Here is a 23950-nt window from a genome sequence, read left to right as displayed (position 1 = left end):
AGTAGTTTTATGCAGTCTATGAAAGCCGTGATGTGGGGTTTCTTGGGGGTGCGTAAACAATCAGGTTTGCAGGAAGATGTCGCTTCACTTAGTTTTGTTCACATTATCATTGCAGGTGTTGTTGGCGCCTTGATTTTTATGGGCGTTCTCCTGTTGATAGTGAAAGCAGTTGTTTCCCATTGATTATTTTTTGATTGAATAGAGAGAATAAGATGTCATCCAATTCAACCCCATACTATTTCGTTCCTGGACTATCTAGGCATCCTGCCATGGCCGCCGCCGGCTTAATTGCATTTGGCGCTGGTATGTCTGGCTGGGTAAATCACACTTCTTGGGGCGGTGCCCTAAGTTTGGTTGGTGTGGCATGGGTTCTATTTGTGCTCTATCACTGGTTCGGCGATACGATTGCTGAGTCCAATGCTGGTAAGAATGGTATCAACGTTGATATTTCTTATCGCTGGTCAATGGCTTGGTTCATCTTCTCAGAAATCATGTTCTTCGGCGCATTCTTTGCGGCCCTCTTTTACGCACGCAATATTGCAATGCCTTGGATGGGTGACGTTACGAGCAAATTACTTTGGCCTAATTTCCAGGCTGTCTGGCCAAATGATGGTCCTGCTGGATTGGTTGAGAAGTTCACCACCATGGGCCCATGGCCGATTCCAACTATCAACACATTATTGTTATTGAGCTCTGGCGTGACGATTACTATTGCTCACCATGCATTGGTAGCGAACCACATGAAGAAGGCCATTATTGGCTTGGCTGCAACTGTTGGCCTGGGTTTTATCTTCTTGTGCTTCCAGGTTTTTGAGTACTACCACGCTTACCATGAGCTCAATTTGAAGCTCACATCAGGTATCTACGGCTCTACATTCTTTATGTTGACTGGATTCCATGGTTTCCACGTATTCCTTGGCGGCACTATGCTGGCCATCGTATTGCGCCGTATGATTCGTGGCGACTTTACTGCTAAACACCACTTTGCTTTTGAAGGCGCTGCTTGGTACTGGCACTTCGTTGACGTAGTCTGGCTTGGTCTGTACATCGCTGTTTACTGGATGTAGTTTGAATAAAAAATCGGGGCTTTAAAGCCCCGATTTGTTTTAGCGCTCTTGTGTTGTTCGCTAGCGACTAGTTTGTTCCCACCCTGATGCCGGTAGCTTCAATGAGACCAAAGTAGTGGGCTAGCAAAATTCCTAAAAATAGCGCGACGGATAACCCAATGCGTAGCATCAGTGAATGAACCATACGGGAGCTATTCCCCCTATCTTTCATCATGTAATACAAAGCTGATCCTAAGCTAAAAACAATCATTAGTAGGACAATAGGAATAATCCACTTCATTTCAAATCCCTCAATTGAATAAGCTGTTTTTTGCCCTCGTTGCCAAGCGCATAGTCGCTACTTTATCAGCCTTGCTGGTGATTGGGATCGGCTGTGGTGCTGGGGTCTGGCAATTAAGCAGGGCTGATACCAAAATTGCCTTGGCAGCGAATTTACAGGCTCGCCAACAAATGCCCATCTTAAGTGCCAATGCAACACCATGGACTTTGGAAGAGGCTAGTGAGCGCCGTATGATTGCTCGTGGGCGATATGTTCCTGAGGCAGCAATTTGGCTGGATAACAGGCCAAGACCCATTCCTCCTGTTGGTAGCGCCACTGCACAGTCCGGCTTTTACCTGATGATGCCATTGAGGCTTGAGGGGAAAGACGAGGTTCTTTGGGTGAATCGGGGTTGGGCGCCGCGCAACAATGAAAATCGCGAAACCCTTCCACCCGTGCAAACCCCAAATACAGTAGTCAATATTGAAGGCGTTGTATTTGCTCATCCCGGAAAAGTCTATGAGCTTGGGAGCAGCAAGATTTCTGCTGATATAAACAAACCAAGAATTGAGCAAAATTTTGATTTAACAACTGAAGGCAAGTTACATGGCTGGAGTCAAGCGCCCTTTATCTTGCGTGAGATTGAGATTGGCATAGAGGATGGCTTAATCCGCGATTGGGCGCCTCTGACAAGTGGGGTCGATCGCCATTATGCTTATGCATTCCAGTGGTTTGCTTTGGCTTTTGCTGGATTTTTATTTTGGTTGCTAAGTGGCCTGCGGCAATACAAACGACAGGGATTAGTGAATGGGGATCAAAAGTGAGTGATAAAGAGTTATTAATTCCAGCTTCACAGGTGGATGCATCTGCGATTAATGCGCGTACGCGTCGTGGCCGTATTCAGATGTTGTTGTTATTGCTTGCCTGTGCCTCACCAGTTCTCGCTTCTTACTTTGCTTATTACGTAATTAAACCTGAGGGTGGAAAAACCAATTTCGGAACACTCGTATATCCAGCCCAAGAGTTCAATGCGGCGTGGCTTGACGCCCCCCTCCAGGGTAAATGGACTCTCTTGGTTGCTCGTCCAGCTGGTGAATGCCACATCAAAGATGAGAAATGTATTGAAGCTTTATTTCTGATGCGCCAAACCAAAGTTGCCATGGGTAGAGAAAGCGAACGCTTGCAGTTAATCTGGGTTAATACAGATGGTAAGCCTGTTGACCCTCAAGTCCTCAAGATTTATGACGAAAAGACGGCAGGGCTTAAGGTGCTTACGTTGCCTTCAGACCCAAAGCAGAAGGCGGATTTTGAGGCTTGGTTAAATAAAGAGGGCGTAGGACAGCAAATTCAGTTGATTGATCCAAGCCCGGCAAAGATGATGTATTTCCCAGTGACCAATTCACCTAAAGAATTTTCTAGTATGAAGAAAGACTTGGAAAAGCTTCTGAAGTTAAATCACAAAGGCGAGAATTTGTAATGCCCAGTTTCCTTTTATTTCTGGAACTGGCAGCCATCGCTATTATTTTTGCTGGCCTACCACTCTTCTTCATTTGGAAAAAGCCTGGCTATAGCTTGTTGCAAAAACTCAATTGGGTCTTGGTCTTCATGACCTTTGATCTAATTGTATTTGGCGCATTTACACGCCTCACTGACTCAGGGCTGGGCTGCCCTGATTGGCCTGGATGCTACGGTACTTCCAATCCTTTTCATGCGCTAACCAATATACAACAGGCACAGATTGCTTGGCCTACTGGGCCGGTCACAATTATTAAAGCCTGGATTGAGATGATTCATCGCTATTTAGCCATGACAGTAGGTACATTGATTTTGGTACAAGTGGCTATTGCATTTTCTAAACTAAAGTCCTTGGGAAAAAATCCTTTGCTCGGCAGCTTGGGCTTGCTTTTATTGGTCTGCATTCAAGGCGCCTTTGGTGCTTGGACTGTCACCCTGAAATTGCAACCGATCATTGTTACAACACACCTGATGTTGGCCTTAGTCTTGTTGGCTTGCTTAACGGCGTATGCGCAGCAGTCATGGGAGGGTAGGTCCTCTGCAATTCGCACCATTCGGGTACGGCCGCTTTCTGCGCAACTCCTCACCCTTTCTTTTATGGTTTTATTCATCCAAATTTTTCTAGGTGCGTGGGTGAGTACTAATTACGCTGTATTAGCGTGCCCTGATTTCCCGATGTGTTTAGGAGGTGCTTGGCCTGAGACCAATTGGAGTGAGGGTTTTACTCTTTGGCGTCAGTTAGGCCTGAATGCGCAAGGAGAATTCATCTCTCCTGCGGCCTTGCAAACAATCCACTGGGCGCATCGCCTTTTTGCCATGCTGGTATTGGTCGTGCTTGGTACTCTGGGCTGGAGTGCTCTTGCGCTGGCAACCCCAGTTCTATCAAGCCTTGGTCAAGTGGCTAAGCTATTGCTAGGAGTGCTTTTATTGCAAGTCATCACTGGTATTTCTAATGTGGTGTTTCAGTGGCCGTTATTGGCGGCTTTATTGCACACTGCCGGCTCTGCGGCTTTGGTATTCTGTTTGGTCAGAATGAGTTATTGGGCTTCTTGGAAGCCTTTCATTCAAAAGAAGATGGCGTAAATATGAGCGACTCTAAAACAAGCGCACCAGTGGCTATGCCACGTTGGCGTCAATATTGGGTTTTAACTAAACCCAGAGTGACTCAGCTCGCCGTTTTTTGTGCAGTGATTGGTATGTTCTTGGCAACGCCTGGCATGGTTCCGTATCCAGTGCTCTTTGGTGGCATTGTTGGGATCTGGCTTTTAGCTGGCGCTGCATTTGCAGTGAACTGTTTGATTGAGCAAGCCGTTGATGCCAAGATGAAGCGCACTGCTTGGCGTCCATCAGCCACCGGCGAAGTGACGCCTTTTCACATCATTATTTTCTCAATTGTTCTGGGTTCGCTCGGAATGATTATTTTGTGGAATTTTTGTAACCCATTAACGATGTGGTTAACACTTGCTACCTTCGTTGGTTATGCAGTGATTTATACCTGGTTACTAAAGCCTGCCACGCCACAGAATATTGTGATTGGCGGTTTATCTGGTGCGATGCCACCAGCCTTGGGCTGGGCTGCAGTGACCAATACCCTTTCTGCAGAAGCCTGGCTTTTGGTTCTGATTATTTTTGTGTGGACCCCTCCACATTTCTGGGCACTTGCTTTGTATCGTCGTGATGACTACGTTCAATCGGGTTTACCAATGCTGCCAGTGACTCATGGCGAGCGTTTCACACTGCTGAATATCGTTCTCTATACCCTTATATTAATTGCAGCTACGATGCTGCCTTATATCTATGGCATGAGCGGTATGGTCTATTTAGTTTCAGCAATCATCTTGGGCTTAATGTTCCTGGCCTATGTCATTGCCTTGTTTATTTCCTATAGCGATGCTTTAGCCAAAAAGACCTTCCGCTTTTCTATTACCTATCTTTCGCTACTCTTTGCGGCGCTTTTGATAGACCATTATTTCCTCTGAGATTCATATGAATTTTTTACGCTTTTGCTTTTTAGCAATTCTTTGCTTTGTACTAGCTGCTTGCAGTCCAAAGCCAGAGTTTAAAAATATCGATATCACTGGCAGCACCGCTTTCGGAAAAGACTTTAGTTTGGTGGATCCCGACGGCAAGGTCAGAACCTTGGCGGACTTTAAGGGCAAAGTGGTGGTAATGTTTTTTGGTTACACCCAGTGCCCTGATATTTGCCCAACCACCTTAACTGAAATGCAGCAAGTCATGACTCTCTTGGGGCCCCAGTCCGATAAGGTGCAAGTACTTTTTGTCACCGTAGATCCTGAGCGCGATACCGCAGAGATTCTCAAGCAGTACGTCCCTGCGTTTGATCCTCGTTTCTTGGGTTTGCGTCCCGCAGATGAGGCAGCCTTGGAGAAGGTGACCAAAGACTTCAAGATTTATTACAAGAAGGTTCCGGGATCTAAGCCGGGCTCTTACACCATGGATCACACAGCGGGTAGCTATGCATTTGATCCTGAGGGTCATCTACGTTTGTATATCAAGCACGCTCAAGGTCCAGAGACCTTGGCGCATGATTTAAAAGAACTGTTAAAGTAAGGGAATTAAAGAAGTTTGCTACCTGCAAACTTCTTGATTGATTAAGCTGCTTGCAACAGGCCGCGCATCTTTTTTAGAGCAGCGGTTTCAATTTGACGAACGCGTTCTGCGGAGATGCCATATTCGCTAGCAAGATCATGTAACGTCTTAGTACCATTGCCTTCGGCATCCATAGCCAGCCAACGAGATTGCACAATATTGCGACTACGCTCATCTAAAGCCATGAGTGCCTGGTCTAGTTTGGGACCTTGCAAGGCATCTGCTTCAGCGCTGGCAATGCGAGCAGTAGGCTCATGTGAGTTATCCGCTAGCCATTGAATAGGGGCGTAAGCAGATTCATCATCGCTGTCATCGCCCTCTAGAGCGACATCGCCACCAGCAAGGCGCATTTCCATTTCTTTAACATCAGAACCTTTGACATCAAGTGCTTTAGCCAAGGCGTCAACCTCACTAGGTGTAAGCGCACTCAAGGTAGGCTTGTTGCTGCGTAAGTTAAAGAATAATTTGCGTTGTGCTTTGGTGGTTGCAGTTTTTACTAGGCGCCAATTCTTGAGAATGTACTCATGAATCTCTGCTTTGATCCAATGTATTGCATATGACACTAAACGTGCGCCATTGTCTGGGTCATAGCGTTTAACAGCTTTCATCAAGCCAATATTGCCTTCTTGAATTAAGTCAGCATGCGGGATTCCATAGCCAAGATATTGGCGAGCAACAGAAACGACTAAGCGTAAATGAGAGAGCACTAAAGTTTTGGCGGCATCGACATTTTCAGTACGACGAAATTCCTGCGCAAGATGTAACTCTTCCGCAGCACTAAGCATCGGCACTCGATTAACATACGAAATGTATGAATCGAGAGTGCCAACCCCAAGAGTTGGCAACATCTGAAATGCAGACGCCGACGCAGTCTGCGCGACTGGCAGCGTTTGCAAATTCGGGTTGTCGGATTTCTTTTGAACCATTTTTTCTTATAAAGATGAGGTGTTAATAGAGATCTATTTTAGCACTCTTGTCAAGAGAGTGCTAATGGTTTTAATGAACTGTAAGCTATTGATTTAATTGAATAATTCAGATGAATATTGCCCTGCGGTGAAGGGGGCTAAATCCTCAATCCCTTCGCCCTTGCCTAGGGCTAGAACAGCGGGTTTTGGGCCATCCTGTAGGGTGTGGGCTAAGGCACAGATCACGCCGCCCTTAGCGGTGCCATCAAGCTTGGTAACGATGATTCCAGTCAGGCCAAGAGCGGCATGGAATGCCTTTACTTGGCTCAAGCCGTTCTGCCCAGTATTGCCATCTAAAACAAGCAGGGTGTGGTGAGGCGCCCCAGGAAGTGCTTTACCAATGACACGTTTTACTTTCTTGAGCTCTTCCATGAGGTTGTCCTGGGTGGCGAGACGGCCTGCAGTGTCAATGATGAGAATATCGTTCTTGCGAGAGATGGCAGCATGAATGGCATCGTGTGCAACGGCTGCTGCATCACCACCTTCTTGAGTAATAACGTCAACCTGGTTGCGTCCACCCCACTCCTGAAGCTGGTTACGTGCCGCAGCTCTAAAAGTATCGCCGGCAGCCAAGAGAACTGATTTTCCCTGAGACTGAAAGAGTCGGCAAAGTTTGCCAATGGTCGTAGTCTTGCCGGCTCCATTTACCCCTACAACCAACCACACCTCTGGAGTGTTAGGCTTATCACTTGTAAATAGTGGGTTTGGTGAAGGTTCAATAGCAGTCAATAGTGCGCTGACTTCTTGAATGAGAAGAGTTTGCAACTCCTCTGGACTAGAGGCCTTTTCAGACTTTGCTGCTTTTCGTAGTTTGGTGATGAGTTGTTCAGTCGTAGGTAGACCCACATCACTTTGAATGAGTGATTCTTCTAAGGTTTCAAACCAAGATTCATCAACCTTGCTTGATTTGAAAAGGGATCCGAGGGTTTTACGTAAGCCGAACATAATCGATACAATTTAAAACTTGCATCTTATCAATTTAATTCTAGGGATATGGTGATTTAGCAGATGCTTTCCAATTTACTCCGAATTTCCTTTTTATTCTTTGTCTTTAGCCAGCATACTTGGGCTGCTGGTCCTGATTCAGGGGATACGCATGAGTATCGATTGAGCAATGGCCTCAAATTGATTATCAGGGAAGACCATCGTGCGCCAACAGTAGCTCATATGGCTTGGTATCGCGCCGGATCCATGGATGAGGTCAATGGGAAGACGGGCGTTGCCCACGTGCTTGAACACATGATGTTTAAGGGTACCGATAAAGTGAAGGCGGGTGAATTTTCTCGCTTGGTAGCCGCGGTCGGTGGGCGCGAGAATGCATTTACCTCGCGCGATTACACGGCTTACTTTCAGCAAGTTGAAAAATCAAAATTAGAAGACGTGATCAAGCTTGAAGCAGATCGTATGTCTAACCTCAATTTTGATGATGCAGAATTCTTGAAAGAAATTCAGGTCATCATGGAGGAGCGTCGCTTACGAACAGAAGACAATCCTAGTAGTTTACTCAGCGAATCATTAATGGCAACCGCTTATATGAGCTCTCCATATCGCCATCCGGTCATTGGTTGGATGAATGACTTAGAGAATATGAAAGCGTCCGATGCGCGAGATTGGTATCGTAGTTGGTATAAGCCAAACAATGCAACCGTAGTCATCAGCGGTGATGTGGATGCTAAAAAAGTGTTGAATATGGCGGAGAAGTATTACGGCGCTGCCGCTGCTCATGAGTTGCCAGTGCGTAAGCCACAAATTGAGCCGCCTCAAAAAGGGATTAAGCAGGTTCAGGTAAAGGCGCCAGCTGATAGCGCTCAATTAGCCATGGCTTGGAAGGTGCCCCGTCTCGAGCCTGGCAAGCTGGATGACCCCGAGCCATATGCCTTAGAGCTTCTGACAGCAGTGCTGGATGGCTATGACAATGCCCGCTTAAATCGCACGCTCGTTAAGCAGGAAAAAGTAGTGAATGATGTGGGTGTTGGCTACGACATGATTTCTCGTGGGCCAGAACTATTTTTAATTAGCGCCACGATGGCTAAAGGAAAAACAGTCGATCAGGCTCAGACAAGCATCCGCAAGGCGCTTGAAGAATTAAAGCAAAAAGGGATTCTGGAGTCTGAGCTCAAGAGAATTAAGGTACGAATTCTGTCTGAGCAAATCTATAAACGCGACTCTATCTTTGGTCAAGCAATGGAAATTGGCAGCACAGAGATGGCAGGATTTTCTTGGAAGGACATCGATTACATGTTAGAAAAAATGCAATCCATTACTCCCGCACAAGTTCAAGCTGTTGCTAAGAAATACCTAGTTGATGAAGGTCTCACGATTGCGGTATTAGATCCTCAGGCGCGTCAAGCCGCGGGTAAGGGGGGCAAGTGATGAATCTCTTCGTTAAAGGTATTTCAGTTTGCCTCCTTACTTTTGGCTTGTTTGGTAACGCGCACGCCATCTTACCGATCGAGAAGTTAGATTCCTATAAGGGCGCCAAGGCATATTTAGTGCAAACCAAAGCGCTGCCGATGGTAGACATTGAGGTCAGTATTGATGCAGGCGATCGCTATGACCCTGCTGGCAAAAGTGGCCTAGCCGATATGGTTGCAGGCCTGATGAATTATGGGGTTAAGAGCGAAAAAGGGGTTCTCACTGAAGCTCAAATAGCTGATGAAATCGCTGATCTTGGAGCTAATATTGGCCTATCTGTGAGCGGCGAGCGAGCAATCTTGCGCATTCGCAGTTTGAGTCGAAAAGACTTGCGCGATAGAGCAGTACAACTAGCTGCTGCTATGTTGAGCGCACCGACTTACGACTCTAAAATTGTTGAGCGTGAGAAACAAAGAACGATAACGAGTTTGCTTGAGGCAGAAACTAAACCCGAGTTTGTTCTAGAGCGTCGTTTTAAAAAGTCAGTGTATGAAAACTATCCTCTAGCTGATTCGCCAACAATAAAATCAGTTGCTGCTGTAAGCGTAAATGACTTAGTGCAATTTCATAAGCAGTTTTATCGCGGTGATCGCATGATTGTGAGTATTGTTGGCGATGTTGACCGTGCTCAAGCAGAAGAAATCGTTAAAGCTTTGTTAAAGCAGATTCCTGCTTCGGGTCAGCCCATCGCAAAGTTGCCCGAACTCGAGCGCTCTCCTGTAGAGCCTCTGGCGCAACGAGAAATTCAAATTCCTTTTGACTCTCAGCAGGCCCACATTGCCATGGGGATGACGGCGGTTGCTCGCAACAACCCTGATTACTTCCCATTGCTGGTTGGTAACTATGTTTTGGGCGGCGGCGGTTTTGTTTCTCGTTTGATGGCTGAGGTGCGCGAGAAGCGCGGTCTTGCGTACAGCGTGTTTAGCTATTTTATTCCTGGAAAAGAGAATGGCATTTTTCAAGCGGGCCTACAAACCAAGAGTGATCAGGCTGCGCTGGCTTTAGAGGTGATGAGTTCTACCACTGCTCAATTTATTGCTGATGGACCCACTCCATCTGAGCTTTTGGCTGCTAAAGCAAACCTAGTGAATGGTTACCCATTGCGGATTGATAACAATCGCAAGTTGTTGGACAACCTCTCTTCAATTGCATGGAATGGCTTGCCGCTCGATACGATGGATATATGGACTAAGCAAGTTGAGGCGGTAACTTTGGAGCAGGTAAATGCTGCATTCAAAAAATATCTTGCAATGGATCGTATGAAGATTGTTGTATTAGGAGCAAAAAATAAATAAGCCCAATAAAGTAAGCAAGCCTTTAAAGACTGAGCCGCCGAAGAAGGTGCGGATTATTGGTGGTAATTGGAGAAGTCGTTTGCTAACGGTTTTGGACCTGCCTGGCCTACGCCCTACAACTGATCGCATTCGGGAAACGCTCTTTAATTGGTTGGGACAAGATTTAACAGGTTTACGATGCCTAGATCTTTTTGCGGGTACCGGTGCTTTGGGTTTTGAGGCCGCATCAAGAGGCGCTGCATTGGTTGTGTTGCTGGAGAAAGAAAAAAAGGCTTACACAAATTTAACAGCCAATTTTGCTTTATTGCAGTCTTCACCAGCTGCTGGCCTTGTAGAAATTTTGCAGCGAGATAGCCTTGAGTTTCTGAAGCAGCAGGCAGATCGTTCTAGCAATTTAATTTTTATTGATCCACCATTCCAGGATTCGGGTTTATTAGATCGCGCCGTTATCCAGGCAGCTAGGGTTTGTGATGACTCGGCAGGCGGTGGTATTTATGTGGAATTTCCCTCTAGTCGACCACGCGAGGAGGTGGAGGCCCTACTACCGGACTGGCATTGTGGAAAATACTTAGAGGCTGGACAGGTAAAAGCCTGTCTATTTCGGGGTGGAAGAGGCTAAACTCTTGCCTGTAGCCGATAAAGCCTTAGGAACGTTATGACAGTTGCCGTATACCCTGGAACATTTGATCCATTTACTCGTGGTCACGAGGACTTGGTCCGCCGCGCATCGAGCATTTTTACGGAGTTGATTGTGGGTGTTGCCGACAGTCGCAGCAAACGTCCATTCTTCAATTTAGAAGAGCGCATTGCTATCGCCAAGGAAGTACTTGGCCACTATCCGAATGTAAAAGTCGTTGGCTTTACTGGCTTATTAAAAGATTTTGCACGCGAGCATCAAGCGCGCGTGATCGTGCGGGGGTTACGTGCTGTATCTGATTTTGAGTATGAGTTCCAAATGGCAGGCATGAATCGTTACCTGCTTCCTGACGTTGAAACTTTATTCTTAACCCCATCCGATCAGTATCAATTTATCTCAGGCACTTTCGTGCGTGAGATAGCTTCAATGGGTGGTGATGTGAGTAAGTTTGTTTTTCCATCAGTGGAAAAATGGCTCGTCAGAAAAATTGCTTCAGGCACTCAGAATAAAGAGTGACCAAATGAAATTTGGCGAGTAAATCATGGCATTAATGATCACGGACGAATGCATTAACTGCGATGTCTGCGAGCCGGAGTGTCCAAATGATGCTATTTACATGGGTCTGGAGATTTATGAAATCAATCCCGATAAATGTACCGAATGCATAGGTCACTATGATGCCCCCCAATGTCGCCAGGTCTGTCCAGTCGACTGCATCCCATTTAATCCTGAGCACACAGAAACTCAAGAGCAGTTAATGGTGAAGTTCACGCGTTTAACTGCTGCCAAAAAAGCCAATACAGCTTAACTGAGCAGCTTAGTTCAGTAATTAGCCCTTGGAGTGCAACTCCATCATAGCGTTTTGAGTATCGCCTTTTAAAAAGAGCGGCAAAATTTGCAGGCTATTTTCAATGCTGATATCAATAAGTTTTTGCTCGTCCAATTGAGGTCTACGCAATACATAATCTGCAACATCCATCGGGCGTCCATCACCAGCTAAATCTCTGGGGTGGCCAATGCCTAAGCGTAAGCGCCAATAATCTGGGGTACTTAAATGCGCTTGGATATCTTTCAAGCCATTGTGACCGCCAGTGCCGCCACCTAACTTCAGTCGTGCAGTACCAGGCTTCAAATCCAGTTCATCTTGGACTATCAAAATATCCGCAGGAGTGATTTTGTGAAAGCGGCATAGCGCGCCAACCGATTGCCCACTCAGGTTCATGTAAGTGCTTGGCTTGAGTAAGTAAAGATCTTCGCCTTCCCATTTAGCTTTAGCTACTTTGCCATGAAAGCGTTTTTCAGATTCAAAACGAGTGCTTAGTTGTTTTGCCAAGACGTCAACAAACCAGAAGCCAGCATTGTGCCGATCTTCTTTATGCTCATCTCCAGGATTGCCTAGGCCAACAATTAATTTAGTCATGTTGAGAGTTTAAAGATATAAAAGTATTTCGCCAAAAAAGAGTGAAAACTTAGGGCAATAAAAAAGGCCCGCTTGCGCAGGCCTTCTTGTACAAGCGATTGAGCTAAATAATTAAGCTTTATCTTTTGGCGCCTCAGCTGCAGAGGCTGCGGCTGCTGGTGCAGCAGGCGCGTCTGTAGGCTCAGCACCTTTAACTGCTGGGATACGTGCGTTAGCAAGTACTGGATTCTCTTGCTCAACATGCAATACCAAGGTAACGCCTTTTGGCAATGCGATGTCTTTAGCGTGAATACCGTGACCAACTTCAATCTTCGCCAAGTCCACTTCAATGAACTCTGGCAAGTCTGCTGGTAAGCAAGAAACTTCGAGTTCAGTGAGGATATGGCTAATAACAGCGCCTTGCAATTTCACAGCAGCTGAAGTGTCAGCATTAGCGAAGTGCAATGGAACGCGCATATGAACTTTCTCAGTCGCAGATACGCGCTGGAAGTCAATATGCAATACCAATGGCTTGAATGGATGCATTTGGTAATCGCGCAACAACACTTTTTGTGTCTTACCGCTAATTTCCAAATCCAAAATGGATGAGTGGAATGCTTCCTTGCGGAGAGCATGGAACAACGCGTTGTGGTCTAACTCGATGACCAAGGCTGGATCTTTACTACCGTAAACGATTCCCGGAGTTTTTCCGGAATTGCGCAGACGGCGGCTCGCACCCGTTCCCTGTACGCTTCTTTCAAAGGCAACTACTTTCATGATGATTTTCCTAATTAAGGTTAATTTCCGTTCGCGACCAAACAGAAAAGCCTTCAATTATATCGTGGGAAAGAGTGTTTTTGCCTACAAAAGGCTTAAAACTGCCAAAAACCGGGGTAAAACGGTGATTTTTGACTTATTCAGCAAACATCGACATCACTGAATCACCTTTGCTGATGCGGGAAAGGGTTTCAGCGAGGATCGGAGCAACGCTCAATTGGCGAATTTTGGATACTTTCATGGCCTCTGCAGTCAGGGGAATGGTGTCGGTAACAACCAACTCATCCAATTCAGAGGCTGCAATACGGGCTACAGCACCGCCTGAGAGCACGGCGTGAGTACAGTAGGCGGTAACGCCCTTAGCACCGCGCTCTTTAAGCGCTTCAGCGGCTTTACAGAGGGTTCCACCGGTATCGATGATGTCATCCATGATGACGCAATGGCGGCCTTCTACTTCGCCAATGAGGTGCATCACTTCGGATACGTTTGCTTTAGGACGGCGTTTATCAATAATCGCCAAATCAGTGCCTAATTGCTTAGCCATTGCACGGGCTCGAACCACGCCGCCAATGTCTGGAGACACAATGATCAAGTCTTTTTTAGTTTTCTGTGCCTCCAAGTCAGCCAAAAGGACTGGGGAAGCATAGATGTTGTCTACCGGAATATCAAAGAAGCCCTGAATTTGGTCAGCATGCAGATCCATAGTCAAAACACGCTCAATGCCAGCTACTGACTGAAGCATGTTAGCCACAATCCGAGCGGAAATAGCTACGCGGGCAGAACGAGGGCGGCGGTCTTGACGGGCATAACCGAAGTAAGGAATCACTGCGGTTATGCGACTTGCAGATGCTCGTTTCAGAGCATCAATCATGATCATGAGCTCCATTAAGCTGTCATTTGTAGGTGCGCAGGTTGATTGGATCACCACGACATTCTTGCCGCGGACGTTCTCTTGAATTTCTACTTGAATCTCGCCATCAGAGAATCGGCCAACAAAGGCTTTTCCCATTGGGAGTTTGAGTTCTTTGGCTACAGCCTCAGCCAAAACGGGATTTGCGTTGCCTGTGAAAAGAGTCAATAAATCTGCGTTTGTGGAGGACATAGTCTTATGGGTTTTGTGGGGTCAAAAGGTTATCTTTATCGTTTCTACAGTACTTGGCAGGGGAAGAAGGATTCGAACCTTCGCATGCTGGAATCAAAATCCAGTGCCTTAACCAGCTTGGCGATTCCCCTACAGGTCAATCTGAAGAAATCAAATTGTAAGCGGGATTTTTATTTAGCCCCCGAACAACCCGACCTACCCACCCTTCAGGAAGATTTTGCAGAAGATTTTCTAGTTTTGCGGTGTCGGTCTTAGGGTCTAAGACTGCGAAAACGCTACTACCAGAACCAGACATTCGGGGCTGTGAGCCCGGTACTGCCTGGGTAATCCAATCCAAAGCTTGCTTCACTTCTGGGCAAATCCGCATCGCTACAGCCTGACAATCATTCGATTGATATGACAATGGCGATGCAAGAAAGCCATCAATTGTAATCTGAGCGTGATCTCGGGTCAATTCCGGGTCTAGAAAAATGCTTGCTGTTGAGATGCCTTGATTGGGAAATATCACCAAAAAATCAGGGGTTTGGAGGGAAATTTCTTGAATTTTCTCCCCAATGCCTTCAACAAGGGCATTTTGACCAAAAATGAAGAAGGGGACATCGGCACCGAGCTTAAGCCCAAGGGTGCAAAGCATTTCTTTAGAGAGATTGAGATTCCAAAGGGCGTTAAGACCAATCAATGTAGTTGCTGCGTCAGAGGACCCGCCCCCCATACCCGCCCCCATCGGAATTTCTTTATGAAGATGGATTTCAACGCCAGCCTCAATCTTGCAAAAATCTTTTAGTAGCTTAGCTGCGCGAACCACCAAATCTTGTTCTGGCGGAACTCCGGGAATGGGATTGATGCGGCGCACTTCATTTTCAGAAATGCTTTTTAGGTGGATGGTGTCACACCAGTCAATTAGTTGAAAAACAGACTGAAGTAGGTGATAACCATCTGCTCTACGTCCGACGATGTGTAAAAAAAGATTGAGCTTAGCCGGCGAACGAAGAGATAAAGAATCGGGTTTCGCCATTGTTCTTTTGCTTAGTCATTCGGGCGGTCAAACACGAGGCGTATATCAATCGATCCGATATTCGAGCTACGCGTCATGGTGAGTTTTTCGAGGCGATTGGTATTGCTCCAGGTGTATACCAAGTCCCAGCCATCCTGACTAATTTTACTTACTTGACCATTTGCATTTCTATCAACACTTGCCTCGCTTCCAGGACGCACTTCGCCTCTTAACCAGTTTGATAATCCGCGAGCTGGTAGTGGTAGGCCTAATGTGTTTTGCAATAAGGTATCTGCATCAACTGCAGTAACTACTTTGCCATCACTTTCGAGTGTGGCTTCACCTGGCGTAATAGTAATTTTTGCAATCGAGCCACCCATGGGATTGCGTATTTCTAAAACATCCTTTAATGCTTCTTGGGTCAAGGTAAAGCCACCAGAGCCACCTTGGTTTTGTGACTCAGTTAAGCCAATGACTTTGACGGCAAAGCGCCCATCCCATGAGCCCTTAGATGCTTGGTCACCCCTTTCCCAGTCTGGCTTTAGACGTTGTAAGGTTTCTTTCAGGGTTGGATTATTGGCGTCTATTTTTTGTCCCTGGCGCCACATCTCTTCAGCTTCCGCACGGCGATTCATGGCCCACAACACTTCACCAGTATGAGCCGCAATATCAGCTTCTGGTTTCATAGCAAATGCTTGTTGTAATTGTTCTAATGCGAGGGTATTTTTACCTAGACGAAAATTGACCCAACCCAAGCTGTCCAAAATAAAACTATCTTTTGGAGACAGTTGATGTGCTTTACTAATGAGCGCATATGCCTCAGGTAACTTCAAATTACGGTCAGCTAGAGAATAGCCAAGGGCATTAAGAGAATTTACATCGTTTGGGTACTTGCGCAAAATGTCACGCAGTGTTTTTTCCATTACATCCATGTGACCTACTTTTTCAGCAGACATGGCATAGGTATAAAGCAGGCCCGGATCTTTGGGTGGAATCTTGACAGTAGATGCGATTTCATAAAAAGCGCGTAAAGCATCCGACTCATCTTTCGCTTTAGCAAGCAATACTTGTAATTGCAAAAGAGTATTCTCCTGTTCGGCGGGAGTTTGTTGGCGCAATAGAGTAATTGCTGGCTTGACAGCATCAGACCAGCGATTACTTAAGATCAATAGCGTTACCAGGACTTCTTTAGGTTTGGTATCCGAAGCTGGAGAGAGTTCATCCCAAGCTTTCGCTGCTTGCATGGCTAAATCTGGGGAACCTCCAGCAATCGCAATTTCCATAGCTCTTTGAGCAAGCCTGGGGTCCTGGTATTGACGCGCCATCTCCAGGTAGGTGTTGTAAGCCAAGCCAGCCTCACCCCGCTGAAGGGCGATTTCAGAGGCGAGCACCTCAAAGACCGCTTCGCCAGTTTGTAATCCATTTGCCTGGGTTTGGGCATGAGCTGATGAAATGACTCCACCAGTGAGGGCTGCCAGGAATAAACCCTTTAAAAGAGGTTTCAGTGTGAATTTACTCATAAGCACATTCTAATCCGCGAATCTACAATCCATTTATGCCAGAACTTCCAGAAGTAGAAGTCACCCGATTAGGAATCGCCCCCCATCTTGAGGGGCGCAAGGTCAGCGCCGTCAATATTATTGATGGACGCTTGCGTTGGCCAGTGCCCGCCAACCTCTCTAAAAGCTTGCCTGGGCAAAAAGTGCATGCTATTGAAAGGCGTGGGAAGTATCTTTTATTAGAAATGGATACGGGCTACTTACTGATTCATTTGGGGATGACGGGAACTTTGCGTGTACTCCCAAGCTCGGACCCCCTTAAGATTCATGATCGCGTGACGCTAGAGTTCGGTAAGTTCAGTTTGCGTTTACATGATCCACGAAAATTCGGCGCCGTCTTATGGCATCCTAAATCAAAAGGTCCCATTGAAACATTTGCGCTTTTGCAAAAGCTAGGAGTGGAGCCGTTTTCTCCAGAGTTTGCGGGTGAGCTGGGCGCAGATATTTTGTATCAAAAATCCCGCAAACGTAGTGTTGCTGTGAAGCAGTTTCTTTTGGCGGGGCAAGCGGTTGTCGGGGTCGGCAATATTTATTGTTCTGAAAGTTTATTTGAGGCGGGTATTCATCCAGCTAAAGCTGCAGGAAAGCTCACACGTCCGCAATGTTCTCGTTTGGCTGAAGCGGTGAGATTGATTTTGAAAAAAGCGATTGCAGCTGGCGGCAGTAGTTTGAAAGATTTTGTAAATAGCGATGGTGATCCTGGACACTTTATGGTCCAAACCAAGGCCTATGACCGCAAAGGACTTCCGTGTAAGGTATGTGGGACGCCTATTAGTCAAATAGTGCAGGGCCAACGTTCCACTTATTTTTGTACTCAATGTCAAAAACGCTGATCAACACATTTGCATCAAAGCTAGTTGCTTGGCATGCGATCAGTGGGCGCTCAGGCTTGCCTTGGCAAGGTAATCGAGACCCTTATGCGGTGTGGGTCTCAGAAATCATGTTGCAACAAACTCAAGTGGCTACTGTCCTTGAGCGCTACCCACGTTTTATGGAGCGCTTTCCTACAGTTAAAAAATTAGCTTGCGCTGATATCGATGAAGTATTGGCTGAGTGGGCGGGATTAGGTTATTACTCGCGCGCTAGAAATCTACACGCTTGCGCAAAGCAAGTCATGACAGAGTTCGGCGGCCAGTTTCCAAGTGACCCCATTTTGCTTGAGCAATTAAAAGGCATTGGGCGATCTACAGCTGGCGCAATCGCTGCATTTGCTTTTCATGAACGAGCACCTATTTTGGATGCGAATGTGAAGCGCATTCTGGCGCGTTTATTTGCGATTGAAGGTGCGATGCAGGATAAGAAAATCAATGATCGACTATGGGATTTAGCAATTGATTTACTACCAACTAAGCCTACAGATATGCCAGTCTATACCCAGGCGCTGATGGACTTTGGCGCTACTTGGTGTATGTCACGCAAACCAGTATGCTTAGGGTCTGAAAAAAAATGCCCATTCACAAAAGACTGCCAAGCTAATTTAAGCAATCAGGTCCTTTTGCTTCCACAAAAAACCAAGAAGACGAAATCTCCAGAATTTGATTGCAATATGTTGTTGATGCGTTCGGGTAATTCCATCCTCTTGCAAAAGCGCCCAAGTAAAGCCATTTGGGGTGGTCTGTGGTCTTTGCCTGAAGGGCCGTGGACCCCTAGGATAGCTCGTGAAAAAGTTATTGAAATAAGCCCGCAGGAATTATTTGCAGCTACATTGCCCGAAGAAAAATTAGCAGCACTTACAAAAGCTTTTAAATCATTAAAGCGAGCCGAAGAAATTAAGCATGTCTTTACGCACAGACGATTGTGGATGCAGATATGGCAAGTAAGTGCTCCAAAAGAGTTAGTCTTTTTAAATCCAGATCTGAAGTGGGTGCCCTTGGCTCAGCTAGGACGCCATGGCCTGCCGCAGCCGATTAAGCTTTTGCTGCAGGGATTGAATCTAGTTCGCGGTGACGATCTAAAAAATTAAGCTGCAAGTCCATGAGGTCCTTTTGGGCGCGGAAGTGTTCGCTCAGGCGGCCTACGAGATAGACAGAGCGATGTTGGCCGCCAGTACAACCAATAGCAACCGTTAAATAACTGCGACCATCAGCAATGTAATGGGGCAACCACTTGTTAATGAATTGGGTGATGTCAGATTCCATGCTCATCACCTCTGGAATTTTTTCCAGAAATTCTTGCACGGGCTTGTCGTTGCCAGTAAGGGGCCTCAGTACTTTGTCATAGTGAGGATTTGGTAGACAGCGCACATCAAAAACTAAGTCCGCTTCGCTGGGCACACCCTTTTTAAAACCAAATGATTCAAAAACTACTGTGAGACCTACCGGTTTGTCTTTGAGAAGATCTTGAATCCAGGAACGCAGTGCATGAGCAGGTAGGTTGCTGGTATCGATGCTGTGCGCCTGGGCACGTAAGGGCTCCAGCAAATTACGCTCTTTATCAATTGCCTCAATCAGGGTTGCCGATTGAGATTGTTTGCCATTAGTAGATAAGGGATGGCGACGACGGGTTTCCGAGAAGCGTTGCACCAAAGTATTGGTATCGGCATTTAGAAATACCACTCTGACCTGATGATTTTTACGTAGGTTCTCGAGAATGGACGGCAAGTTTGCAATAGATTGTCCGCGACGAGCATCTATGGCGACCGCAACTTGCTCGCACTTTTCTTTTTCAAGAGTGGAGATGAGGTTTTCTAGAAGCGAGACAGGAAGATTGTCAACGCAGTCATAGCCTGCGTCTTCAAAAGCCCTCAGGGCTACTGATTTACCTGAGCCTGAGATTCCGGTAATCAGATTGATTTGCATGGCTTAGAGTAGGCGTCCTTGGGACTTTGAGGATTCTGACTCAGCATTCATCTGAATGCGCTGACGCTCGATAAATTCTTTTAAGGTATCGATACCGCGCAATTGCAAAATGGTATTGCGTACAGCAGCTTCAACAAGTACGGCTAAGTTGCGACCTGCAGCCACCTGAATCTTGACGGTGCGAATTGGCACTCCTAGAACATCGATATGCTGGGCCTCAAGGGGTAGACGTTCAAATTCGCCATCATTTCTGCGAACGAGCTGAACAATGAGGCGTAGTTTTAATTTACGACGTACTGCGGTTTCACCAAAGATTGTCCGAATATCGAGTAATCCCAATCCGCGTACCTCAAGCAAGTTACGCAAGATGACAGGGCAGCGACCCTCAATGTAATCTGGTCCAAGTCGAGCAAAGTCAACCGCATCATCGGCTACCAATCCATGCCCACGAGAAATGAGTTCGAGGCCTAATTCACTTTTACCTAGGCCGGATTCGCCAGTAAGGAGTACACCCAAGCCCAGAATGTCCATGAAGACACCATGCATGGTGATCTGAGGCGCTCCAATTTTAGTTAAATAAATGCGCAAATGATCAATCACTTCCGCAGCAGAAATAGCAGTGGTGAATAGTGGTGTTGAGGAGCGCTGGCAGAATAGTTGTAAGTCTGGATCCGCACTCTTACCATCGGCCACAATGACACAAGGAGGCATCTTGGAGATTAAGCTGGCAATTTGCTCTTGCCTTTGTTTTGGCTCCAGAGCAGCGTGATATTCAACCTCTTGCTCGCCGAAGATTTGAATGCGACTTGGGTGAATAAGGTTTAAGTGTCCTACTAAGTCGGAGCTGGCTGCAGCTATTTTTACAGCTTCTGGCGGGAAGGTGCGGTCGGCACCTTCAAGACCGCCAATCCAAGACAGTTTTAATTCTGAAACATTGTCATCAAAAATCTGCTGAGCAGTTACTCCCTCTAGGAGTAATGGCTGAGTCATTTTGCTGTACCCCAGTGTTGTAAGAGTTCGCAAACTTTTAAGGGGTCTGCAGTAGACGATAAGGACTCGCGAGCATCGGCATCCGATAGCAGCTGTGCAATCGAAGACAAAATCTCTAAATGTTGTTGGGTGGCTTTTTCGGGCACCAATAAGAAAATCAAGATGGAAACCGCTTCACCATCCGGAGCTGCAAACTCAATTGGGTTCTGCAGTCTCATAAAAGCTGCGCTCGGCTGCTTTAAGCCTTTCACACGACCGTGAGGGATGGCCACACCAGCACCGAGGGCGGTGGAGCCTAAATCTTCACGAGCATTGAGGAACTCTATAACGGAGTTGGCTGTTATTCCTGTTTGTTTAGAAAACAGTTCTCCAGCGGCTGCAAATGCATCAGCCCTGCTTGTGGCGGGGATATCTAATGCAATGCAGTCGGGAGTAAAAAGATTGGTCAGGGCATTCATGTGAATTGATTATAGGTGTCCTGACGCACTAGATCACTCAAAATGCTTTTCGTGGTGATGATCTTGAATCTTTTCTTTGTGTTTAACAACTTGGCGCTCTAACTTATCAACCACTGCATCCATGGCGTGGTAGAGGTCGGCATTGTGTGCTTCAGCGAACAGATCTTTCCCCTTAAGGTGAATGGTGATCTCGGCGCTTTGACGTAGGTCCTTCTCTTTGGCTTTATCTACTACCAGGAAGGCAGACGCATCAATGACGTGATCGAAGTGCTTACGAATTTTGGCTAGACCCGCCTCAAGATGAGAGCGCATGGCAGGGGTAACTTCCACGTGACGGCTATTAATTTTCAAATTCATTAGCGACTCCTTTTATAGATGCTATAGATGCGTGCGCATAGTCATGCCCGGGGTGCGCAGCAAGCCCCTGAAATTTTTTGTGCTGTTTTTTTGGAAGATAAACCATGAGCCTCCAGCGTATCAGCGAATTTGCTGAAAACCAAGAGGGAAGTGAAATTATTATTGCTTTAAAAGCGGGAAGCCTCGTCTGGCCTACATCCGGAAGTTTTCGCCCAGATAGACTCTGCGGACGGCATCGTTCTGAATAATCTGATCAGGCTTGCCTTCTGCCAATACGCTACCTTCGCTGATGATGTAGGCGTGGTCACAGATACCTAGGGTTTCGCGGACGTTGTGGTCGGTAATTAGTACCCCAATTTGGCGGTCCCGTAGGAAGCGAACAATGCGCTGGATTTCCCCAACGGCGATAGGGTCAACACCGGCAAAGGGTTCATCTAGCAAGATAAATTTTGGCTGGGAAGCTAGTGCTCTCGCAATTTCTACCCGTCTACGTTCACCACCCGATAGAGAGAGGGCTGGGTTATTGCGCAGATGACTAATTTGGAGTTCACCCAAGAGCTCATCTAGGCGGTTGGCAATTTCAGCCTTAGTCAGGGGTTTGCCACCTTGAGCTTGAAGCTCTAAGACTGCCTGAATATTTTCAGCTACGTTGAGCTTTCTAAATACAGAGGCTTCTTGTGGTAGATAGGAGAGACCCATTCGAGCACGTTCATGAATCGGTAAATGCGTAATATCTGCGCCATCTAAAACGATATTTCCACCATCGAGTGGGACTAGTCCAACAATCATGTAGAACGAAGTTGTTTTGCCTGCTCCATTTGGGCCTAGTAGTCCTACCACTTCACCGCATCTGACTTGTACGGATACATCACGAACCACGGTTCTTGAGCCATACCGTTTTTGTAGATTATGGGCGCTTAGTGTGGGCGCATTATCGATGTGGGCTAAATCCGCTGTCATTTCTCTAGGGTTGCTTTTCGTCTTGGTGAAAGGATGGCTCTTGCTAAGGGCAGATCATCCGGTTTTGCATCTTTAGGGGGCGTGACATGATAGTACTGCTTTACATCATCGTACTCAATTTTCCAGCCCTTTAATTGATCGAGCATTTGCATATTGAGCAAGCGCTTCAAGCTGGCATCGCCTGTCAACGTCAGAAATTCTGTCTTGGCGTCATAGGTAACCTGGGCGCCGCGTCCTTGCATGAATTCATCTGCAAGGCCTTCGCGACGTTGTCTAAAGCTCGCAACCGCTTCTGGAGTACCCACGACATCGACAAACTCATAACCCTGGGGATCGACTTCAATGTGGCCATCCTCACCAGTAACAATAATGCTGCCTTTGATCAGTAGCACCTGACCGTTGAGGTCATAGATTTGCTTAACGTCGTTTACAGAAACTTTTTCCGCTTCCAGAATGACGGGTTTATCTTGGTCTGCTTTTTCTGCGAACGACAAAGATGCAAGGGAGAGCCCAAAGCTCAGGAGCACAAGCCGAACCAATAATATTTTCATCGACATCATTTTATTGGTGGTTCCGTGGGGCGCGCTCAATACGTCCTTTAACTTGGCCGCTGAGCACCATACTTTGTTCGATGTTGTTAAACACACCACCTTCAGTGGAGTTCAGGATCGACATTCCTTGCTCAAGGGTAATTGGACGATCGGTTTCAATAATGTCATCGTTAATAAGCACTTTGAAATAGCTTGAGCTAGCCAACATTCTTAAGGTAGCTGGCTGTGATGCAGTCGCCTCTTGAGCTGGGCGAAAGATGCTAGCGTTATCGTATAAATCTAGGATGGTGAGGTCGCCGTCGAGATGTCCTGTATCCGACTTTACAGTTACAGGCGCTTTCTCAGCTTGGAATAGGCGCATGCGCGGCGTCAGAATATCGATAGAAGCATCGTCATCATAGTGAGTGACTTTAACGCCCAACACTCGGTATTTGGTATTGCCTAATTCATTTAGGGCAGATAGTGCACCTTCTTTGATGGTGTAGTCAGGCTCATGCAGACGCACGCGTTCTAGGGGGGATTTTTCTGGTGGAGTATTTTTTTGGACCAGCCAAAAAGTTGCCAGCGTGAGTACTCCCATTAATATCAAGGGTAGTAGGCGCAACAAAGCGCGCCCGATGCCGACCTTAATTTGCTGAGGCTTTAACTGCATTGCTTAGCTACGAGCCTTAAGAAGTAATTCTTCGTAGCGATTCTGGGCTTTGAGAATCAGGTCACATACTTCACGCACTGCACTATTACCGCCATTGCGTGTCGTCACCAAGTGGGAAAATTCTTGAACAGCTTCGTGACCTTGTGCTGGGCAAATACGAAAGCCTGCATTTTTCATCATTTGCATGTCTGGCCAATCGTCACCCATAACAGCGCAGTCAGCCGCAGTCAGCCCCAGAGATTGAAGAACTTCTTTCAGGGCAATAGCTTTGTTTTCAACACCCATGTGAACATGTTTAATGCCAAGCTCTTCGCAGCGCGCCAAAACCATTTTGGAGTTTCTGCCGGTAATGATGGCAGTCGGAATACCGCATTGCTCTAATAATTTGATGCCTAAACCATCTTGAATATCAAAGGCTTTTAACGATTCTTTTCCATCGGCGCCAATCCATACTTGCCCATTTGTTAATACGCCATCAACATCCAATACCAAAAGCTTCACTTTGCCTGCACGCTCCCATGCTTGTGGATATTGAGTTAGAGGGTTGGTCTTGTGAGTATTGAAAGCGCTGGGCATGAAAGGGAAACTCG

General features: G+C 46.6%; 30 protein-coding genes and 1 tRNA gene. 14 read left to right on the top strand and 17 right to left on the bottom strand.

What is annotated here, in order from left to right; translation table 11 throughout:
- The first annotated feature begins 9 nt into the window (after positions 1–9).
- Entirely contained in the window at positions 10–183 is a 174-nt protein-coding gene (locus C2755_RS09445; protein ID WP_083564235.1) for a DUF2970 domain-containing protein, read from the top strand.
- Between the two features lie 29 nt (positions 184–212).
- Complete coding sequence (locus tag C2755_RS09440; protein ID WP_215321089.1) at positions 213–1067, top strand: cytochrome c oxidase subunit 3; 855 nt, start codon at positions 213–215, stop codon at positions 1065–1067.
- 67 nt (positions 1068–1134) lie between these two features.
- On the opposite strand, the gene C2755_RS09435 is transcribed toward C2755_RS09440, so the two are convergent.
- Positions 1135–1347, bottom strand: coding sequence for a twin transmembrane helix small protein (locus C2755_RS09435; protein ID WP_072582679.1), 213 nt, complete (start codon positions 1345–1347; stop codon positions 1135–1137).
- A gap of 14 nt (positions 1348–1361) precedes the next feature.
- On the opposite strand from C2755_RS09435, the gene C2755_RS09430 reads away from it, so the two are divergent.
- Genes C2755_RS09430 through C2755_RS09410 form a run of 5 tightly spaced genes read left to right on the top strand, consistent with a single transcriptional unit; the run spans position 1362 to position 5412 of the window.
- Positions 1362–2150, top strand: a complete 789-nt coding sequence (locus tag C2755_RS09430) for an SURF1 family protein (RefSeq protein WP_251368470.1) — start codon at positions 1362–1364, stop codon at positions 2148–2150.
- On the top strand, positions 2147–2803 hold the full coding sequence (locus tag C2755_RS09425; RefSeq protein ID WP_215321088.1) for a hypothetical protein: 657 nt from the start codon (positions 2147–2149) through the stop codon (positions 2801–2803). The genes C2755_RS09430 and C2755_RS09425 overlap by 4 nt, the downstream gene beginning before the upstream one ends.
- Positions 2803–3924 (top strand): heme A synthase, encoded by a 1122-nt coding sequence (locus C2755_RS09420; protein ID WP_215321087.1) that lies wholly within the window; start codon positions 2803–2805, stop codon positions 3922–3924. Before C2755_RS09425 ends, C2755_RS09420 begins: the two co-directional genes overlap by 1 nt.
- A gap of 2 nt (positions 3925–3926) precedes the next feature.
- Positions 3927–4820, top strand: a complete 894-nt coding sequence (gene cyoE / locus C2755_RS09415; RefSeq protein WP_215321086.1) for a heme o synthase — start codon at positions 3927–3929, stop codon at positions 4818–4820.
- A 7-nt stretch (positions 4821–4827) separates the two neighbouring features.
- Complete coding sequence (locus C2755_RS09410; protein WP_215321085.1) at positions 4828–5412, top strand: SCO family protein; 585 nt, start codon at positions 4828–4830, stop codon at positions 5410–5412.
- 41 nt (positions 5413–5453) lie between these two features.
- Here C2755_RS09410 and rpoH read toward each other — a convergent pair whose 3' ends face one another.
- Complete coding sequence (gene rpoH, locus C2755_RS09405; RefSeq protein ID WP_215321084.1) at positions 5454–6377, bottom strand: RNA polymerase sigma factor RpoH; 924 nt, start codon at positions 6375–6377, stop codon at positions 5454–5456.
- Positions 6378–6470: 93 nt separating this feature from the next.
- Complete coding sequence (ftsY, locus tag C2755_RS09400; protein WP_215321083.1) at positions 6471–7361, bottom strand: signal recognition particle-docking protein FtsY; 891 nt, start codon at positions 7359–7361, stop codon at positions 6471–6473.
- Between the two features lie 63 nt (positions 7362–7424).
- Here ftsY and C2755_RS09395 point away from each other — a divergent pair, with 63 nt between their 5' ends.
- From C2755_RS09395 to C2755_RS09375, 5 genes are read left to right on the top strand one after another with little or no spacing between them, the layout of a single operon-like run.
- Positions 7425–8789 (top strand): pitrilysin family protein, encoded by a 1365-nt coding sequence (locus tag C2755_RS09395; RefSeq protein ID WP_215321082.1) that lies wholly within the window; start codon positions 7425–7427, stop codon positions 8787–8789.
- The gene (locus C2755_RS09390; RefSeq protein WP_215321081.1) at positions 8789–10126 is read left to right on the top strand and encodes a pitrilysin family protein; all 1338 of its coding nucleotides are present in this window, start codon (positions 8789–8791) and stop codon (positions 10124–10126) included. The genes C2755_RS09395 and C2755_RS09390 overlap by 1 nt, the downstream gene beginning before the upstream one ends.
- Positions 10127–10172: 46 nt before the next feature.
- Positions 10173–10745, top strand: coding sequence for a 16S rRNA (guanine(966)-N(2))-methyltransferase RsmD (rsmD, locus tag C2755_RS09385; protein ID WP_251368469.1), 573 nt, complete (start codon positions 10173–10175; stop codon positions 10743–10745).
- Positions 10746–10781: 36 nt separating this feature from the next.
- Positions 10782–11279, top strand: a complete 498-nt coding sequence (gene coaD / locus C2755_RS09380; RefSeq protein ID WP_072582688.1) for a pantetheine-phosphate adenylyltransferase — start codon at positions 10782–10784, stop codon at positions 11277–11279.
- Between the two features lie 25 nt (positions 11280–11304).
- On the top strand, positions 11305–11571 hold the full coding sequence (locus C2755_RS09375; protein ID WP_215321080.1) for a YfhL family 4Fe-4S dicluster ferredoxin: 267 nt from the start codon (positions 11305–11307) through the stop codon (positions 11569–11571).
- Positions 11572–11592: 21 nt separating this feature from the next.
- On the opposite strand, the gene pth is transcribed toward C2755_RS09375, so the two are convergent.
- From pth to C2755_RS09345, 6 genes are all read right to left on the bottom strand, one after another.
- Positions 11593–12183, bottom strand: a complete 591-nt coding sequence (gene pth, locus C2755_RS09370; RefSeq protein ID WP_215321079.1) for an aminoacyl-tRNA hydrolase — start codon at positions 12181–12183, stop codon at positions 11593–11595.
- 111 nt (positions 12184–12294) lie between these two features.
- On the bottom strand, positions 12295–12939 hold the full coding sequence (locus C2755_RS09365) for a 50S ribosomal protein L25/general stress protein Ctc (RefSeq protein ID WP_215321078.1): 645 nt from the start codon (positions 12937–12939) through the stop codon (positions 12295–12297).
- A 136-nt stretch (positions 12940–13075) separates the two neighbouring features.
- Entirely contained in the window at positions 13076–14041 is a 966-nt protein-coding gene (locus C2755_RS09360) for a ribose-phosphate pyrophosphokinase (RefSeq protein WP_215321077.1), read from the bottom strand.
- Between the two features lie 54 nt (positions 14042–14095).
- A tRNA-Gln gene (locus C2755_RS09355) sits at positions 14096–14172 on the bottom strand.
- 5 nt (positions 14173–14177) lie between these two features.
- Positions 14178–15056: a 4-(cytidine 5'-diphospho)-2-C-methyl-D-erythritol kinase gene (ispE, locus tag C2755_RS09350; RefSeq protein WP_215321076.1), complete on the bottom strand. Its 879-nt coding sequence runs from the start codon at positions 15054–15056 to the stop codon at positions 14178–14180.
- Positions 15057–15067: 11 nt separating this feature from the next.
- Positions 15068–16555 (bottom strand): outer membrane lipoprotein LolB, encoded by a 1488-nt coding sequence (locus C2755_RS09345; RefSeq protein ID WP_215321075.1) that lies wholly within the window; start codon positions 16553–16555, stop codon positions 15068–15070.
- A gap of 35 nt (positions 16556–16590) precedes the next feature.
- Here C2755_RS09345 and mutM point away from each other — a divergent pair, with 35 nt between their 5' ends.
- Positions 16591–17427: a bifunctional DNA-formamidopyrimidine glycosylase/DNA-(apurinic or apyrimidinic site) lyase gene (gene mutM, locus C2755_RS09340; protein ID WP_215321074.1), complete on the top strand. Its 837-nt coding sequence runs from the start codon at positions 16591–16593 to the stop codon at positions 17425–17427.
- Positions 17412–18557, top strand: coding sequence for an A/G-specific adenine glycosylase (mutY, locus tag C2755_RS09335; RefSeq protein ID WP_215321073.1), 1146 nt, complete (start codon positions 17412–17414; stop codon positions 18555–18557). The genes mutM and mutY overlap by 16 nt, the downstream gene beginning before the upstream one ends.
- Here the strand turns inward: mutY and rapZ are convergent.
- From rapZ to C2755_RS09295, 8 genes are all read right to left on the bottom strand, one after another.
- On the bottom strand, positions 18502–19392 hold the full coding sequence (gene rapZ / locus C2755_RS09330; RefSeq protein ID WP_215321072.1) for an RNase adapter RapZ: 891 nt from the start codon (positions 19390–19392) through the stop codon (positions 18502–18504). The genes mutY and rapZ overlap by 56 nt on opposite strands.
- A 3-nt stretch (positions 19393–19395) precedes the next feature.
- Positions 19396–20382: an HPr(Ser) kinase/phosphatase gene (gene hprK / locus C2755_RS09325; RefSeq protein ID WP_215321071.1), complete on the bottom strand. Its 987-nt coding sequence runs from the start codon at positions 20380–20382 to the stop codon at positions 19396–19398.
- On the bottom strand, positions 20379–20840 hold the full coding sequence (locus tag C2755_RS09320) for a PTS sugar transporter subunit IIA (protein ID WP_215321070.1): 462 nt from the start codon (positions 20838–20840) through the stop codon (positions 20379–20381). Before C2755_RS09320 ends, hprK begins: the two co-directional genes overlap by 4 nt.
- 33 nt (positions 20841–20873) lie before the next feature.
- The gene (gene hpf / locus C2755_RS09315; RefSeq protein WP_012358449.1) at positions 20874–21197 is read right to left on the bottom strand and encodes a ribosome hibernation-promoting factor, HPF/YfiA family; all 324 of its coding nucleotides are present in this window, start codon (positions 21195–21197) and stop codon (positions 20874–20876) included.
- Between the two features lie 192 nt (positions 21198–21389).
- Positions 21390–22157, bottom strand: coding sequence for an LPS export ABC transporter ATP-binding protein (gene lptB / locus C2755_RS09310; protein ID WP_072582701.1), 768 nt, complete (start codon positions 22155–22157; stop codon positions 21390–21392).
- Positions 22154–22708, bottom strand: coding sequence for a lipopolysaccharide transport periplasmic protein LptA (gene lptA, locus C2755_RS09305; RefSeq protein WP_251368468.1), 555 nt, complete (start codon positions 22706–22708; stop codon positions 22154–22156). Before lptA ends, lptB begins: the two co-directional genes overlap by 4 nt.
- A 10-nt stretch (positions 22709–22718) precedes the next feature.
- Entirely contained in the window at positions 22719–23360 is a 642-nt protein-coding gene (lptC, locus tag C2755_RS09300; RefSeq protein WP_215321068.1) for an LPS export ABC transporter periplasmic protein LptC, read from the bottom strand.
- Positions 23361–23363: 3 nt separating this feature from the next.
- Positions 23364–23936, bottom strand: coding sequence for an HAD family hydrolase (locus C2755_RS09295; RefSeq protein WP_215321067.1), 573 nt, complete (start codon positions 23934–23936; stop codon positions 23364–23366).
- Between the last annotated feature and the right edge of the window lie 14 nt (positions 23937–23950).

The organism is Polynucleobacter sp. MWH-S4W17 (assembly GCF_018687535.1).
In the GTDB taxonomy this organism is placed as follows: domain Bacteria; phylum Pseudomonadota; class Gammaproteobacteria; order Burkholderiales; family Burkholderiaceae; genus Polynucleobacter.
This window is presented reverse-complemented; position numbering and strand designations above follow the sequence as displayed.

Coding starts and splice junctions, on each gene's coding strand:
- hpf (WP_012358449.1), bottom strand. CDS start 21,197: ATGAATTTGAAAATTAATAGCCGTCACGTGGAAGTTACCCCTGCCATG.
- C2755_RS09375 (WP_215321080.1), top strand. CDS start 11,305: ATGGCATTAATGATCACGGACGAATGCATTAACTGCGATGTCTGCGAG.
- ftsY (WP_215321083.1), bottom strand. CDS start 7,361: ATGTTCGGCTTACGTAAAACCCTCGGATCCCTTTTCAAATCAAGCAAG.
- lptB (WP_072582701.1), bottom strand. CDS start 22,157: ATGACAGCGGATTTAGCCCACATCGATAATGCGCCCACACTAAGCGCC.
- C2755_RS09440 (WP_215321089.1), top strand. CDS start 213: ATGTCATCCAATTCAACCCCATACTATTTCGTTCCTGGACTATCTAGG.
- pth (WP_215321079.1), bottom strand. CDS start 12,183: ATGACTAAATTAATTGTTGGCCTAGGCAATCCTGGAGATGAGCATAAA.
- ispE (WP_215321076.1), bottom strand. CDS start 15,056: ATGGCGAAACCCGATTCTTTATCTCTTCGTTCGCCGGCTAAGCTCAAT.
- hprK (WP_215321071.1), bottom strand. CDS start 20,382: ATGACTCAGCCATTACTCCTAGAGGGAGTAACTGCTCAGCAGATTTTT.
- C2755_RS09390 (WP_215321081.1), top strand. CDS start 8,789: ATGAATCTCTTCGTTAAAGGTATTTCAGTTTGCCTCCTTACTTTTGGC.
- C2755_RS09445 (WP_083564235.1), top strand. CDS start 10: ATGCAGTCTATGAAAGCCGTGATGTGGGGTTTCTTGGGGGTGCGTAAA.
- C2755_RS09435 (WP_072582679.1), bottom strand. CDS start 1,347: ATGAAGTGGATTATTCCTATTGTCCTACTAATGATTGTTTTTAGCTTA.
- C2755_RS09320 (WP_215321070.1), bottom strand. CDS start 20,840: ATGAATGCCCTGACCAATCTTTTTACTCCCGACTGCATTGCATTAGAT.
- C2755_RS09420 (WP_215321087.1), top strand. CDS start 2,803: ATGCCCAGTTTCCTTTTATTTCTGGAACTGGCAGCCATCGCTATTATT.
- C2755_RS09410 (WP_215321085.1), top strand. CDS start 4,828: ATGAATTTTTTACGCTTTTGCTTTTTAGCAATTCTTTGCTTTGTACTA.
- coaD (WP_072582688.1), top strand. CDS start 10,782: ATGACAGTTGCCGTATACCCTGGAACATTTGATCCATTTACTCGTGGT.
- lptA (WP_251368468.1), bottom strand. CDS start 22,708: ATGAAAATATTATTGGTTCGGCTTGTGCTCCTGAGCTTTGGGCTCTCC.
- mutY (WP_215321073.1), top strand. CDS start 17,412: ATGTCAAAAACGCTGATCAACACATTTGCATCAAAGCTAGTTGCTTGG.
- rpoH (WP_215321084.1), bottom strand. CDS start 6,377: ATGGTTCAAAAGAAATCCGACAACCCGAATTTGCAAACGCTGCCAGTC.
- cyoE (WP_215321086.1), top strand. CDS start 3,927: ATGAGCGACTCTAAAACAAGCGCACCAGTGGCTATGCCACGTTGGCGT.
- mutM (WP_215321074.1), top strand. CDS start 16,591: ATGCCAGAACTTCCAGAAGTAGAAGTCACCCGATTAGGAATCGCCCCC.
- C2755_RS09395 (WP_215321082.1), top strand. CDS start 7,425: ATGCTTTCCAATTTACTCCGAATTTCCTTTTTATTCTTTGTCTTTAGC.
- C2755_RS09345 (WP_215321075.1), bottom strand. CDS start 16,555: ATGAGTAAATTCACACTGAAACCTCTTTTAAAGGGTTTATTCCTGGCA.
- lptC (WP_215321068.1), bottom strand. CDS start 23,360: ATGCAGTTAAAGCCTCAGCAAATTAAGGTCGGCATCGGGCGCGCTTTG.
- C2755_RS09295 (WP_215321067.1), bottom strand. CDS start 23,936: ATGCCCAGCGCTTTCAATACTCACAAGACCAACCCTCTAACTCAATAT.
- C2755_RS09365 (WP_215321078.1), bottom strand. CDS start 12,939: ATGAAAGTAGTTGCCTTTGAAAGAAGCGTACAGGGAACGGGTGCGAGC.
- C2755_RS09360 (WP_215321077.1), bottom strand. CDS start 14,041: ATGTCCTCCACAAACGCAGATTTATTGACTCTTTTCACAGGCAACGCA.
- rapZ (WP_215321072.1), bottom strand. CDS start 19,392: ATGCAAATCAATCTGATTACCGGAATCTCAGGCTCAGGTAAATCAGTA.